The following is a 13,370-nucleotide window of genomic DNA, read 5'->3' on the forward strand; positions in this document are numbered from 1 at the left end:
AGGCTCTCATTCATCTGGCAAACCTAGCAATCCCGGGGCTTTTTTTGGCCATGATTCCCCTGTTTTCGGGGCGCTGACGCTTGAGGGTGTTTCGCGTACTCTTGCTCGTCCAGGGAAAGGACGCCCCGATGGGCACGGGAGGCGGCACCGGGCCGCGGGATGCCGCTGCCGCCGCGAATCAGCGTCACCATGGACGCCTGTGGTGCGGGGATTCGAAGGGCGGCCTGCGCAACAGTGAGGTGATGGGACGCCCTTCGGCCGCCAGCGAGTGAACGGCAATGGTTTCCAGCGTCTGGGCGTCGTCAAGGTCAAGGAGCAGCCCCGGCAGGAGCTGCGCGAGCATCGTCTTCCCTGCCCGGGGAGGAGTGTGTATCGGTCTGGTGATGTGCTCGTAAACGAACGAAAAGCGAGCTTCAGATCCCTGCCAGCACGCCAATGTCGCGTCGAATCTGGCCGACCCGTAATGGATCCTCGCACCGCCTTGCCCGGCCTGGCCGAGCTCGGCCGCCAGGTCGGGGCGAGCGAGCGCATACTCTCCCACCTGTTCCGCGACGAAGTCGGCATGGGCAACCCCGTGTGGCGCAACCAGCTCCGACTGCGCCTGGCGACCCTGATGCTCGCTGAGGGCAGGACGGATACTCCGACTGCCAGGGCCTGCGACTATTCCTCCGCCAGTGCATGGCGAGTCTGCGTAGGCAACTCCAGCCCAGGACTCGCGGATCATCCTGCAGGTCGAACTTCCCCTGGCGCTGCCGCTAATCCTGGGCGGGATGCGCGGGGCGATCCTGCAGGTCGTGGCCACGGCCACGATCGCCGCCTACGTGAACTTGGGTGGGCTGGGCCGCTACATCTTCGACGGGCTGGCCCTCTTCGACTACGGCGAGGTGTTGGTCGGTGCCGTGCTGGTCACCGGCCTCGCACTGGTGCTCGACGGATTGCTGGCCCTGCTGGCCAAGGCAGTGTCCCCTGCCCGTCGATCAATCGACCGATAAGTTGGCATTCCTCGGCGAACGCGGCTATCCCACGTCGCCCTTGCCGTGCTGGCGCAGCTGGATGGCCACATCCACGTCGTCCGACGTGGGGCAGGCGTGGGAGTTCAGGTCGGCGATTGACCACGCGATGCGCAGCACCCTGTCGTAGCCGCGTGCACTGAGCCGCAGCGACTCCGTGGCCCGGTTCAGTCCGGCCAAGGTGGCCGTCAGCAGGCGCAGCTCGTTGCGCAGGATCGACCCGGGGACCTCCGCGTTGGTGCCAATACCCCAGCGCTTGAGCCGATCACGTGCCGCCGTACGGGCCTCGCCCACGCGCGCCGCGACCACGGCGGAGGATTCGCCGGTTCCACGCCCGGCCAGTTCCCGGGCAGAGAGCTGCGGAACGAAGAGCTGCATGTCAATCCGGTCCAGCAGCGGACCCGAGAGCCTGGCCAGGTAGCGGCGGCGCTGCATCGGGGTACAGGTGCAGTCGGTGCCCTTACCCAGGTTCCGCCCGCACGGACACGGGTTGGCGGCCAGCAGGAGCTGGAACCGTGCCGGGTAGCTGGCGGTGCCGGATGCCCGGTGCAGGGTGAGCACGCCGGATTCCAGCGGCTGGCGCAGCGCGTCCAGGGCCGTAGCCGAAAATTCCGGTGCCTCGTCCAGGAAAAGCACGCCTCGATGCGCGCGCGAGGCGGCGCCGGGCCGTGGGATGCCGCTGCCTCCGCCGATCAGCGCCACCATGGAGGCGCTGTGGTGCGGGGATTCGAAGGGCGGGCGGCGCAACAAGGAATTGATGGGTCGCCCGCCGGACGACAAAGAATGCACGGCCGTGGTTTCCAGCGCCTGGGCGTCGTCAAGGTCCGGCAGCAAACCGGGCAGGCGCTGGGCGAGCATGGTCTTCCCGGCCCCGGGAGGCCCGGTGAAGAGCAGGTGGTGGCCGCCGGCGGCTGCCACCTCCAACGCGTACCGTCCCTGGGCCTGGCCCACCACCTCGGAGAGGTCCATGGCCGGTGTGCGGGTTGCCGACCATCTGGCGTTCTTCCGTGAGGGCGAGTCGTGCCGCGCCCGGTACCGGAGATCCAGCGGATCGGCGCCGCATTCGGCAAGCACCTGGGACAGGTGGGCGTAGGACCGTACCGTGGCCCCGGCAACCAGCTTCGCCTCTGCCTGGTTCTCGGTGGCGACCACGACGTTCGGGTAGCCGTCCCGCACGGCCGCCATGACGGCCGGAAGCACCCCGGAAACGGGACGCAACGATCCGTCAAGCCCGAGTTCGGCAAGGTAGACAACGCCCGGGGCCGGGGCGATGGACCGGTCCGCGGCCAGCGCCGCCAGCAGGATCGCCAGGTCGAATCCGGAGCCGCGCTTGTGCAGCGTCGCGGGCGTCAGGTTCACCGTGAGGCGGCGGTTGGGCAGCGGGATGCCGGAGTTGCGGGCCGCGGAGCGGATGCGCTCGCGCGATTCGTTGAGTGCCGCGTCGGGCAGCCCCAGCAGGATGAAGGCGGGGATGCCGTTGCCCACGTCGGCTTCCACCTCGATGATCTGGCCATTGAGACCGGTCAGGCCGATGCCGAGGGTGCGGGCCAGGCTCACGATTCCACCCCGATCAGGTGTTCTATGCCCGGTTCGCGTCCCGGTGCCATGAGGATCGCCACCACGTCCACGCGCACGGTGTGCGGATTGCGGCGGTGGGTCACGCACCAGCGCCGCACCAGGCGTGAGAGCCTGCGCAGCTTCTGCGGGTTGACCGCCTCGGCCGGGTGCCCGAAGCCCATCGAGCTGCGCGTCTTGACCTCCACCCCGACGACCTGGCCGTCCGTTTCAGCGACGATGTCCAGCTCGCCGAAGTTGCAGCGCCAATTGCGTTCCAGAACCGTGTATCCGGCGCCGGTGAGATAGGTCGCGGCAAGTTCCTCGCCCGCGGCGCCCAGTTCCTGGTTGTGGCCCATCAGCAGACTCCTCTCCGTTCTGGGCCGCACGTCGCTCGTCGGAAGACGGTTGAACGGAAGCGGCCTGATGTCAAGGGTGCGCGCCTCGGCACGGCAACGAAGCCCAACCGGACAGAGGTGTGGATAAGCGCGAATCCCTTCCGGCGAGCGCGACGTCATGCCGTGTAGCCCGGGCGGCACAGATGGAGATGCGTCTTCATCCTAGGCATCGGCCACAGCCAGGTGCCATCTACTTCAGCTACAGGTTCCTGCGGACCGCCCTAACCAAGCCCTCGGTAGCCAGGAGAGAGTCCGCCGAGGAAGCCTCCCGCTGATCCCTCCATAAGTACGAAATCCACTCCGGTGGGAATCGTCTTGTTCAGCCAGCAAACCTGACGTTCCCGCGACGCAAGGCATCGCTCCTGAGTTCGGCCACGCCGAAACTGCGTTCGTCGCCGAACAAGACATCAGTGGGAATCTCAGCCGAAGGTACCGGACAGCGCCAGCGTGGTGATCGTTTCTACCTGACCGCACCGTTCCAAGGGCCCGGCCGCGAAGGTGCCCGGCACCCAGCGCCCGGGACTCACATATCCGGCTCCCGGGGCCCGAAGGCGCGGATGCGGCCGGCTGCCCCACGCAGCACGGAGGTCTCCAACCGGAACTGGACCTCCAGGGGTTCGGTGCTGCCGTCGGCGGCAATTGCGTCGTGAACGGTGAGGGTCCCGGTGAGCTCTTCGGCCTCCGGTGCGGGATGGATCCAGAATTGGTGGCTCAGCGTGTAGCAGTGCGGGCCCACGTTCCCGTCGGCCCGGTGCGGAGAGCAACGCTGCGGCGCGCCTGTGGCCGCATTGCCCAGCTGCAGGGAGATCTCGACGTTTCCGTGCTGTTCGTTGCTGCGGCGGAACCAGATCAGCCCGTCTTCGCGCGGTCCGCGCACGTTGACGTAGTCGACCATCAGCAGCCACCCGTTGCCGAAGACCTGCGCGGTGTCCAGCCGTACGAACTCGGCGGGGGTTTGGTGGATCACCCGGTCCAGGACCACGGTTGCACCGAGCTCGGTGGGGCGTGGCCAATGCGTGTCGTCGGCATCCTCGGTGGACTCGTTGGCGGCGAGCAGTGCCGCCCATTCTTCCGGGGCGGGGGCCTCGTCCGGGAGGGACCGATCCACCGGCACCTCAGGCAGGCCCTCGCCGGTGTACACCTGGTGCGCCTCCAAGAGCTCGGCCAGCGCCACATGGACGCCCCGGGAGGCAGCGATCAGCTCCGGTGCCAGCTCTGGCCGGCGCAGGGCATCTGAGATCCGTCCCTGGCGGTCCTCCAGTGCCTGGGCGTAGTCCAGCAGTGCCGCGTTCAGGGCGGGGATGGAAGCGTCGAAGGCGCGCTTTCCGACCTCGGGATCGTGCTCGACGCCGCCGAACTCGAAGGACAGCGAGCTGTCCTCAGAGTGGCCACCGGCGAGGAACCCGAAGTCCTCGGGTTCGGGTTCTTCCCCGTGGGCATCCCCCGGTCCGTTTGGGTCCTCGGGGTCGGGCTTGCCTGGCTGCTCGGTCATCTGCGTGGATTTCTTTCTGGTGCATGGCTCGGGGCTGGGGCAGTTGGTTCCGGACTAGCCGCCGTAGGGCCAGGACCAGCCGCCGTTGTCCTCGGGGTCGTAGGCGACCTTCCCGGTTAGCGCATCCACGTCGAGGACGACCTTGCCCTTGACGCTTTGGCCCGGGTTGACCACCGGCGGCAGCAACACCGAATCATCGAAGCAGCCCCAGGCCGTTTCCGAGGTGACGTTGCGGTCCGCGGACCCGCTGGAGGTGGTCACCGAGAACGCCTCGGCGACCAGCGGCATGTACAGCTCCTGTGCCCCGCCACCGACCTTCGAGGAGACGGAGGCTGCCAGGGTCGCCTCGACGTCCAGGACCAGGAACTTGGTGCGCATCGGCTTGAGTGTCTGGTTCCCCACGCGTGACGTGCACTGGCCCAGCAACTGGGTGTTGGTGACCTCGATGGTGAAATAGTTCTTGTTCGTCTCTTCATCGACCAGGCCGGCCTTTTCGCCCGCCTTTTTCTGGACGTTGTCGAACCTGTCGGTCTTCACCTCGGAGCCGGTGGACGGATCGACTTCGGCGATTGCGGGGCCCGCGACGAGGTCGCCGGGGAGCTCCCACTCCGTGCTGTTGGCGGCACCGGCCATCCCGATGCCCCAGGCCGCGAGGCCGACGGCTGCAACGCCTGAAACGACGCCGGTGGCGATCTTGCCCTGCTTTTTCATGGTCAGAACCTCTTCAGATAGTCGCCGGAAGTTACGCGGATTCCGTTTTTGGTCAGGTACTTGCCGATCTTCTTCGATCCCAGGTAGGCCCAGGACTTCTTGCCGTCCTTGTCGGTGACCAGCACGCGGTTGTAGTTCTGGTCGGCTAGCGGCTTATTGGGGTTGAAGCGTTCCCACTTGTCCATGTTGGCCACGGTGGCCCGGTAGCTGGCCGGCTTGATGTCCATCCGCTCGACAACCACCTTGTCGGAGGCCTTCTTGCTGGGGATGACGTAGGAGAGCCAAGTCTTGTTCGGCTGCAGATACATGCTGTGGCTGGCGATCGTCGTCTTGGTTTCCCTGGACGTCTTCCCCTTGAGGATGTAGTACGCCGATTGCCCCTTGCGCAACGTTCCGTAGACCGCGAACGAGTACTGGCCGGTCTTGTCCAGGTACTTGTTCGAAATCCAGCCGGTGCCCTTGGAAGACCTGATGTTCGACCAGCCGTTGGCGGTCTTGAGGTAGGTGACTCGCTCGTTGGCCGGTACCAAGCCAAGGCTCTTGTGCGAAGTGCCGGCGCCCTTGCGGATGTTCACCTTCGCCGTTGTCCAGCGGTAGCTGGCCTTGGGTGTAGGTTTTTTGGGGGCAGTCGGCTTGATGGCGGTGTTGGCCAGGGCCGAGGTCAGCACCCACCCATTGCCCTTCCCGGTCCGTATGGCGGTCCAGCCGGTGCCGGTGCGCAGCCATTCGACCTTGGCATTTTTCTCCACCGTGGCGACCCTGGCGGACTTGTTGTTGGTGCTCTTGTAAACGACCTGCTTGGACTTCAACCATCGGTTGACCACGGCGGGATTGGTCTTGGAAAGACGGGTGGATTCCATGAAGCCCGTCTTGCCTGAAACCTTGACCTTGGTCCACGCCCCGGAGGCCGAGAGGAATTCGACCTTGGCGCGGCGCTGGTAGGAACCCAACGACTGGCTCTTGGTGGATGCACTCTTTCGCAGGGTGGTGAAGCCGGTGGTGTAGCGGTGAGCGATCGACTGTGACTTGGGCGCAGTCTTCTGGGCGGCGGGCGCGTTCTTGAGGTACCGGGAGGACACCCACCCGGTCTTGCCCCTATAGGTTGTCTTGCTCCAGGTGCCGCTGGTTTCGGTGACGGTGACGGTGGTGTTCTTCGGGACCGTCAGCAGTACCCTCGTCCGGGTGCTCTTGGCCTGGCGCAGATTCAGGTTATTGGTGGTCACCTTCTTCAGGTTAAGCTTTTTCGCGGCGATGCCTGCCGCAGCCGCTCTTGGCTCCAGGACCGTTGGCGCTGCCCCGGCCGCTCCCGTTGCCGGAGCGTGTACCTGACCGATCGCCGGCAACACAAAGCCGGTGCTGCTTCCTGTCACCGCGACGGCAAGTGCCAGCGCCGTCATGATTCGCTTCTTCTGCAATCGGATCCCCCCATTGGTCCTGGTTCCACTCGATGCTGCGCACTGCCGTGGTGGTGGCCCGTGCGAAGGATCTTGATCCGCCATACGTACGCCGAATCGAGTTTTTATGCTTCCGCTTGATCATAGCGTCAGAATGTTCGAAATCCGGGTTTCACCGGGAAATCTCCGGCGAAGTCGACGAGTAAGGCGTTTTGGATATCGAACCTTCGGCCTGGTGGCCGAGAGGTTCACGCCCGAGCTCGGGTCAAAGGGCGGCTCGGCCCCTCAGTCCTGACCGGGCTAGCCTCCGTACGGCCACGACCATCCGCCGTTGTTCTCGGGGTCGTAGGTGACCTGTCCCGTGAGGGCATCCACGTCAAGCACCAACTTGCCCGTGACGCTCTGGCCGGGGTTGACCACCGGAGGCAACAACACGGCGTCATCGAAGCAGCCCCAGGCCGTTTCCGATGTGACGTTGCGGTCCGGGGCCCCGTTGGAGCCGGCCACCGAGAAGGTCTCCGCCACCAACGGCATGTACAGCTCGCCGCCGTCTCCGCCGACGTTCTTTGAGACGTTGGCGTCCAGGGTTGCGGTGATGTCCAGGACCAGGAACGCCGTGCGCGTGGGCTTGAGCTTGTCGATGCCGACACGGGGGTCGCAGTGGTCCACCACTTCACTGTTCGTGACTTCGATGGTGAAATCGGGAGTTGCGTGGCGGGCTTGGGGGGCGAGCACGTCGCAGTCCGCGGCGGCGGTCCGGAGCCGGAAACAAGACTGCCCCCGAATCCGCCCCGCGCACGGCGGGATGGCTTCGGGGGCAGGGACCGCCAGGACAAGGCGATCGTGGCGGCAGCGGCTAGTTCAGCCCCTCCTTGGGGATGGACAGGTCATCGACGCGGTTCAGTTCCTCGATGTTCACGTCCTTGAACGTCACGATGCGCACCGACTGCACGAAGCGGCCGGTGCGGTAGACGTCCCAGACCCAGGCGTCGGTGAGCGTGAGGTCGAAGAAGACCTCGCCGTCGGCCGAGCGGGTCTTCAGGTCAACGTTGTTGGCCAGGTAAAAACGCCGCTCGGTTTCCACGACGTAATTAAAGAGGTTCGCCACGTCCTTGTATTCGCGGTAGAGCTGTAGCTCGAGTTCCGCTTCGTAGTTCTCCAGGTCTTCGGCACTCATGGTGTTTTCCCCTCGCCCCCTGACTCGATGTTCTTTCCCGGCACCTTGGGTGTCAGCTGCCAGGTCTTCCGATGGTATTCGCACGCCCCGTGCTCGGCGATGCCGGCGCGGTGGGCGGCTGTGCCATACCCCTTGTTTCGTATCCAACCGTACGCCGGGTAGCTCACATCGTAACCATCCATGAGCGCGTCGCGTTCGACCTTGGCCAAGATGGAAGCTGCTGCGATGGACAGCGCGAGCAAGTCGCCCTTGATCAGGGTGTGCACAGGAATCTGTAGGCCGTCGATGTCCTGGGTGGCTCCGAAACCGGGAACCAGGGAATCCAGCAGCGTGGGCTGTGCGGTGGCCGAGAGCCAGTCCAGGTTTCCGTCAAGCAGCACCGCGTCGGCTTCCTGGACGCCATGCGCGAAGGTGGCTGCCCGCAGCCCGGCCAGGCGCAGGGCAGGAACCAGTCCCAGCGCGTCGATCTCCGCTGCGCTGGCGTGGCCCACGCCCCAGGAGGCTGCCCAGTCCTTGATCGCCGGGACCAATTCGTGGCGCAGCGCCGCCGAGAGCAGCTTGGAGTCGCGCACCCCCGGCAGCTGCGGCGAAGCGTCCGGGTCGATCACGACATAACCAACGGAGACGGGTCCGGCCAGGGAACCACGGCCGACCTCGTCGGCAGCTCCGATGAACCGGTGGCCGCCCGCGGCGGCCAGTGCCAGTTCATGCTCCAGGGTGGGTGCAGTCGATGTCATTGGTTCGCCGGCACAGGGACGCCGGCGAAGACCTCGTCCTCGCCGGAGATGCCGCCCAGGCGGTCCAGCGGCCAGGAGATGACCGCGGCCCGTCCCTCGACGGCTGAAAGGTCGACGAAGCCGTCCTGCAAATCCTCGTGGAAGCGGGAGTCCGCGGAGGCACCGCGGTGGTCGCCCATGACCCAGATCTTGCCCTCCGGGACGGTCTTGGTGAACTCGGAGTCCGAGGGGTTGTCACCCGGGTAGATGTAAGGCTCGGTGATTTCCACGCCGTTGATGCTCAGTCTGCCGTCGGCGGAGCAACACTCGACGGTGTCTCCGGGCATGCCGACGATCCGCTTGATCAGGTGTTGGCTGGACGGGTCCGGAAGCAGTCCGACGAAGGTGAAGAAATCGCTGACGGCGTTGCTCTCCGGGGAAGGGATCGGGGGCAGCCAGCCCTCTTCGTCGCGGAACACCACAACGTCGCCGCGCGAGAGCTCGAACGGGCCCGGTGCCATGAGGTTGGCGAAGATGCGGTCGTTGACCTGCAGCGTTTGTTCCATGGAGCCGGAGGGGATGTAGAAGGCGCGGAAGAAGAATGTCTTGACGACCAGTGATATCACCAAGGCCACCACGACGATGATCAGGACTTCGCGGATGGCGGCCCACACGGGGTTTCGCTTTTTCCGCGGTCGATCGGGTGTTGCGGCTGCGTCGCTGGCGTGGCTCACGTGGGTGAAGGCCCTTTCAATTTTCTGTCTTCGCTATCAATGCGGGATGCTTCCGATCTGTCTGCCCCGGAATACTGCCGAAGCCCAAATACGGTCCCTCAGGTACAACCCTACGTCGCGTTCCGCATCTTGTTAGTTCGTGGCGCGCCTGCGGCGGGCGAAAGGCGCACCACGAACACTGGGGGCGCGAGTTGTCAGCCGGAGCTGGCGGGGGTTGCCGGTCCGTCGGATTCCACAAACTTCAGCTCGATGTCTCCGGTGACCTTGCCATCTTTGAGCCCCTTCTCGATTCCCGCAAGTTGGGCGGAGTCGACGGCGAGTGTAATGGAGCCGTCGCGTCCGGACGGGAGGTAGCGGTGGATGGCAGTGGCGACGTCCCCGCCCTGTTCGCGCTGCCAGGACATGACCTTGCCGATGGCGGCCTCGAGTTCGGCGGCCGAATGCTTCGCCAGGTGTGCCACCGCACCGGCCTCCGTGACGGTGGCCGCGGAAGCCTGGTCGATGACTGCAACGTGCAGTTTGTTCCCCTCGATCCAACCCTCGGAGTAGTTGTCCCCCAGGGTTTCCTTGAGTGATTCGTTGAGTTGGAGCAAATCCGGATCCTGGCTCTCGTTCGGTGTGGCGCTGAGTGTCGCCGGGGGTGTCGGGCTGGAGGAGGTCGGGCTTCCGGTCTCGCTGCCGCAGGCGGAAAGCAGGAGCACCGCCGCCAGCGCGACTCCGCCCAGTGCGGTTCGTGCCATGGGGTTGTTCAAATGAGTGACCACCTTCTGATGTGGGACGAGTCTAATGGAGGTTCCGGGGCGTTGGCTGGATGAGGCGTGGGAAAAGCAGGGGCCTTCCGCGGAATGACTAGCAATTCCGCGGAAGGCCCCCCTCACTCACGAGTCCCGGCTAGCCGAGGACCACGTGGTTAGGCACTGTGGAGCCCGGAGTTGTTCTTGCGGCGCAAGAGCATGAAGAACCCGCCTGCAACCATCAGTGCACCGCCTGCGGCAATAATTGGCAGGACGGCGTTCGCGCCGGTGTTGGCCAGGCCGCCGTTGCCGCCGTTGCCGCTGTCATTGCCGTTGATCTCGCCCTGCGGAACGACCGGAGCCTTGGAAGGTTCGGAGTCCTGCGTGGGTTCCGGCGAAGCGGTTGGCTCTTCGGTCGGTTCCGGCTTCGGTGCCGCGGCAACGGTGAAGGTGTTCGATATGGCCGCCGAGGCAACCCCGTCAATGACCTGTACAGCCGTGACCTTGTGGTCGCCGGCTTCCAGGTCCTCCGGGACCATGACGGTCCAGGCGCCATTGACCACGACCGCGGCAACCTCGGGTTCGCCGCTTGCCGCGTCAGCGGTTTCTGCGACGTTGCCGTTGGCAGCAACAGCGGAGGACAGTTCGGTGCCGTCAAGGCTCACCTTGATCGTGGCCCCGTTGATGCCGAAACCACTGATGGTCTTCGGGGCCTCGTCGAAGGCGAACTCCTGGCCATCGGTCGGCGAATCGATCGACGGTGCCACCGGTACGACCTTGAAGTCGCTCTTCACCGAAGTAGACGTGGTCTCGCCGACGTTCTGCACAGCGGTGATGCTGTGGGATCCGTAGGACAGGCCTTCTTGAAGCTCGACGCTCCAGGCACCATCCTTGCCCACGACAACTTCGCGCGTGACGGCACCGGTCAACTTGACGGTTGCGCCGGCAACGCCGGTTCCCGAAATCACGGACTGTGCCTCGGTGAAGGTCTTACCGTTTGCCGGGCCGGTGATGGCCGGTGCGGCGAGTTGGACCTTGAAGGAACTGGTGGTGGCCTTCGAGGTTTCGCCGCCCTTGGCCTGGGTGGCCGAAATGGCGTACTCGCCGTAAGACAGCGCGGTGGGAAGCTTGACGCTCCACGTGGCGTCTGCGGCGACTGTTGCGGTGCCCGTGGCATCCCCGGCGAGTGTCACCGTGGCCCCGACAACGCCGGTTCCCGAGATGGTGGACACCGGTGCGTTGAGCGTGGCGTCGTTCTTCGGGGTGGTGATGACCGGTGCACCGATCACGACGTTCACCGATCCTGCAGTGGTGACGGACTTGTTGAATCCGTTGACAGTCTGCAGGGTGAAGTCGTACGTGCCGAAGTCCTCGGGAACCTTGAAGCTGAACTTGCCCGCGGTGACCGTGGCCTTCTTGACCAACTTGCCGCCGGAGACGACCCGGACGTGCGATCCGGAGGGAGCGCCAGCCACGGTGCCGGAGATCGTTGAGCCTGCCGTGACGTCGGCACCGTTGGAGGGCGAGGCCACCGCCGGGGCATTGAGGAACAGTGCAATGGAGTAGCCCTTTGCGTGCTTCAGCCCGTCCTTGATGTCGGTGAAGTACGCACGACCTTCATCGTTCGACGAGACCGCGCTCGTGACGCCTACTGCTGTGCCGCCGGAAATGGCCGATCCGCCGGAGTCGCCCTCGTTGGCTTTCTTCAAGCCCACGTTGGCCATGCCGAAGCCGCGAACACCGCGGACGTCGTCTGCGCCGTTGTATCCGCCGACCAGGAAGATGCCCACCTCGTCCACGGTGCCACAGGTCCAGCCGGTGGTGCGTCCGGACTTGCAGATTCCGGCGCCGATGACGGCACTGGCGACTCCGGTCACCTTGGTGCCGGAGTCGCGCTCGTCGGCACCCTTCCAGTCGGTGACCGTGGATTTGAGAGTTAGGTCCGGGTTGATGTTGTCGATGACGGAGATGTCGGTCCCGACATTGCCCAGGTCCTCGACCTTCGTTGCAGTGTCGATGCCTGTCACCGGCGAATTTCCCGGCCCGCCGAACTGTGAGAATCCGAAGGTTCCCAAGGGCGCGCCGATCCCCGCAAATTTGTTCGGTGCAGTGTGCTCCATGATATTGACTTTGGTGATGTCACCGTCCTGCTCACAGTGCCCTGCCGAAATTGCTGCGTCGCCACCGTCGGCGTTGAAGCCGCTGAAGCCAATTGAGCACAGCGCGATAGCCGTGCCGGTTGTCCGGGCACCGTAGCCCATGCCGCCGAGCACATCGCCGGCTGCCGCAGACTTTGCCGGCCCTTCTGCCTTCTCGATGGTGACCTTGGTGTATTGCTGGGCGAATTCCTCCGGCGTCATCTTCTCGCCGAACCGCAGGGCCGTGGCCTTGGGGGTCTCGGATGCGTTCTTGCCCTCCACGTCGGCGGTTCCGCCGGTACGGATGACAAAGCTGTTTGATCCGGTCTTCATGACCGCTTGAAGCTGGGAAACAGCCTTCGGGTCAACGCTTTGGACGTATGCCTCGAGCAGCGACTCGGCGCTCTTGGGCATCGCCTTGGCCACGACCTCCGGCTTGGCCGTGGCTTCGGTCTTCGGGCTCTCAATAACCGGGAGCTTGGACGGAGCAGCCTTGGGGTCCTTCGTCTTCGGTGCCTTCTTGGTCTCGACCTTTTTAGGCGCGACCGTGGCTTCGGCTTCGGGCGCTGTCACGATGCGCAATTCAACGTCCGTGCCCTTGGTCAGTTCGTCAAGTTTCGTGGTGACGGCCCCAAGAGATGACGCGGCCACGGTGACCTTGATTTTGTTCTCTTCGATGGCAAAGTCGGCGGCAAGTTCCGACTGTCCCAATTCCTCCGAGAGCGACTCGACGACCGAGCTCAGCTCGCCGTTCTTGTAGAACTCATCAATCGTGATGCCGAGGTCGCGTTCGACGGCCGCTTCCAGGCCGCTTGGCAGCGCCGCCTGGCTCTGGTCCTGTGATGATTCAGCGCTCGTGACGGCCGAAGTCTCCGTTGACGCAGGCTCCGGGGCGACTGAAGTCGTGGCGATCGCCGGTACGGTAGCGATGCTGCTCCCTAGCACCAGCGCCGTGGTCGCGGCAGCAATGCTGCCGCGCTTCAATAGCGCACGTGAGGATTCGTGCATATGTGAGGTCTCCCAATTCAAGGTGTGGTACCTCGCTTTTGTGTGCGCCGCGGCTGTCATGGGACATCCGATTGGGCACACCGCGAGCAATGAGTGTTACCAAAATGAAACCCTAACCTCTGTACATATCGCCTAACAAGCAGCGCCTCCCCAAAACTCCAGCGTTTCGAATAATTGATGCGTCAACCACCCAGTTGCACTTCCGCATGATCCCGCGGCAAGGCAGGACGGAGACGGGCGTCACTGGGCGCGACACGCCCGGAACAATATTCGGTCGACTCCCCTCGTAACTTTTGGATATTTC

General features: G+C 64.8%; 12 protein-coding genes and 1 pseudogene. 1 reads left to right on the top strand and 12 read right to left on the bottom strand.

The genetic code is table 11. The annotated features are described in order from the left end of the window. Nucleotides 1–104: 104 nt before the first annotated feature. A pseudogene (locus ABD687_RS03725) lies at nt 105–364 on the bottom strand (ATP-binding protein); the annotation flags it as partial. Between the two features lie 358 nt (nt 365–722). Here ABD687_RS03725 and ABD687_RS03730 point away from each other — a divergent pair. Further along, nucleotides 723–992 (top strand): ABC transporter permease subunit, encoded by a 270-nt coding sequence (locus ABD687_RS03730; protein ID WP_344761016.1) that lies wholly within the window; start codon nt 723–725, stop codon nt 990–992. 24 nt (nt 993–1,016) lie between these two features. Here the strand turns inward: ABD687_RS03730 and ABD687_RS03735 are convergent, their stop codons facing one another. The 11 genes from ABD687_RS03735 to ABD687_RS03785 all read right to left on the bottom strand — a co-directional run bounded on the left by ABD687_RS03735 (nt 1,017) and on the right by ABD687_RS03785 (nt 13,066). Beyond that, nucleotides 1,017–2,567 (bottom strand): YifB family Mg chelatase-like AAA ATPase, encoded by a 1,551-nt coding sequence (locus ABD687_RS03735; protein WP_310287112.1) that lies wholly within the window; start codon nt 2,565–2,567, stop codon nt 1,017–1,019. Next, on the bottom strand, nt 2,564–2,923 hold the full coding sequence (locus ABD687_RS03740; RefSeq protein ID WP_310287110.1) for a YraN family protein: 360 nt from the start codon (nt 2,921–2,923) through the stop codon (nt 2,564–2,566). The genes ABD687_RS03735 and ABD687_RS03740 overlap by 4 nt, the downstream gene beginning before the upstream one ends. 562 nt (nt 2,924–3,485) lie before the next feature. Then, complete coding sequence (locus ABD687_RS03745; RefSeq protein ID WP_310287108.1) at nt 3,486–4,454, bottom strand: hypothetical protein; 969 nt, start codon at nt 4,452–4,454, stop codon at nt 3,486–3,488. A gap of 54 nt (nt 4,455–4,508) precedes the next feature. Further along, on the bottom strand, nt 4,509–5,165 hold the full coding sequence (locus tag ABD687_RS03750; RefSeq protein ID WP_310287105.1) for a hypothetical protein: 657 nt from the start codon (nt 5,163–5,165) through the stop codon (nt 4,509–4,511). A gap of 2 nt (nt 5,166–5,167) precedes the next feature. Next, nucleotides 5,168–6,562 carry an SH3 domain-containing protein gene (locus ABD687_RS03755; protein ID WP_310287103.1) on the bottom strand — a complete coding sequence of 465 codons (1,395 nt, stop codon included), beginning with the start codon at nt 6,560–6,562 and terminating at the stop codon, nt 5,168–5,170. Nucleotides 6,563–6,859: 297 nt separating this feature from the next. After that, entirely contained in the window at nt 6,860–7,294 is a 435-nt protein-coding gene (locus tag ABD687_RS03760; RefSeq protein ID WP_310287100.1) for a hypothetical protein, read from the bottom strand. 121 nt (nt 7,295–7,415) lie between these two features. Next, the gene (locus tag ABD687_RS03765) at nt 7,416–7,736 is read right to left on the bottom strand and encodes a DUF2469 domain-containing protein (protein WP_217388199.1); all 321 of its coding nucleotides are present in this window, start codon (nt 7,734–7,736) and stop codon (nt 7,416–7,418) included. Beyond that, entirely contained in the window at nt 7,733–8,473 is a 741-nt protein-coding gene (locus ABD687_RS03770) for a ribonuclease HII (RefSeq protein ID WP_310287096.1), read from the bottom strand. The genes ABD687_RS03765 and ABD687_RS03770 overlap by 4 nt, the downstream gene beginning before the upstream one ends. Then, nucleotides 8,470–9,186: a signal peptidase I gene (gene lepB, locus ABD687_RS03775; RefSeq protein WP_310287095.1), complete on the bottom strand. Its 717-nt coding sequence runs from the start codon at nt 9,184–9,186 to the stop codon at nt 8,470–8,472. The genes ABD687_RS03770 and lepB overlap by 4 nt, the downstream gene beginning before the upstream one ends. Nucleotides 9,187–9,380: 194 nt before the next feature. Further along, complete coding sequence (locus ABD687_RS03780; RefSeq protein ID WP_310287093.1) at nt 9,381–9,926, bottom strand: hypothetical protein; 546 nt, start codon at nt 9,924–9,926, stop codon at nt 9,381–9,383. A 170-nt stretch (nt 9,927–10,096) separates the two neighbouring features. After that, a complete protein-coding gene (locus tag ABD687_RS03785; RefSeq protein WP_310287092.1) occupies nt 10,097–13,066 on the bottom strand; it encodes an LPXTG cell wall anchor domain-containing protein in 2,970 nt (989 codons plus the stop codon). Nucleotides 13,067–13,370 lie beyond the last annotated feature (304 nt).

This window comes from Paeniglutamicibacter sulfureus, from assembly GCF_039535115.1.
GTDB lineage: Bacteria > Actinomycetota > Actinomycetes > Actinomycetales > Micrococcaceae > Paeniglutamicibacter > Paeniglutamicibacter sulfureus.

What these genes read in the sequence shown, in the direction of transcription:
- ABD687_RS03770 (WP_310287096.1), bottom strand. Translation starts at nt 8,473, where the DNA reads ATGACATCGACTGCACCCACCCTGGAGCATGAACTGGCACTGGCCGCC.
- ABD687_RS03740 (WP_310287110.1), bottom strand. Translation starts at nt 2,923, where the DNA reads ATGGGCCACAACCAGGAACTGGGCGCCGCGGGCGAGGAACTTGCCGCG.
- ABD687_RS03750 (WP_310287105.1), bottom strand. Translation starts at nt 5,165, where the DNA reads ATGAAAAAGCAGGGCAAGATCGCCACCGGCGTCGTTTCAGGCGTTGCA.
- ABD687_RS03755 (WP_310287103.1), bottom strand. Translation starts at nt 6,562, where the DNA reads ATGACGGCGCTGGCACTTGCCGTCGCGGTGACAGGAAGCAGCACCGGC.
- ABD687_RS03780 (WP_310287093.1), bottom strand. Translation starts at nt 9,926, where the DNA reads ATGGCACGAACCGCACTGGGCGGAGTCGCGCTGGCGGCGGTGCTCCTG.
- ABD687_RS03785 (WP_310287092.1), bottom strand. Translation starts at nt 13,066, where the DNA reads ATGCACGAATCCTCACGTGCGCTATTGAAGCGCGGCAGCATTGCTGCC.
- ABD687_RS03745 (WP_310287108.1), bottom strand. Translation starts at nt 4,454, where the DNA reads ATGACCGAGCAGCCAGGCAAGCCCGACCCCGAGGACCCAAACGGACCG.
- ABD687_RS03765 (WP_217388199.1), bottom strand. Translation starts at nt 7,736, where the DNA reads ATGAGTGCCGAAGACCTGGAGAACTACGAAGCGGAACTCGAGCTACAG.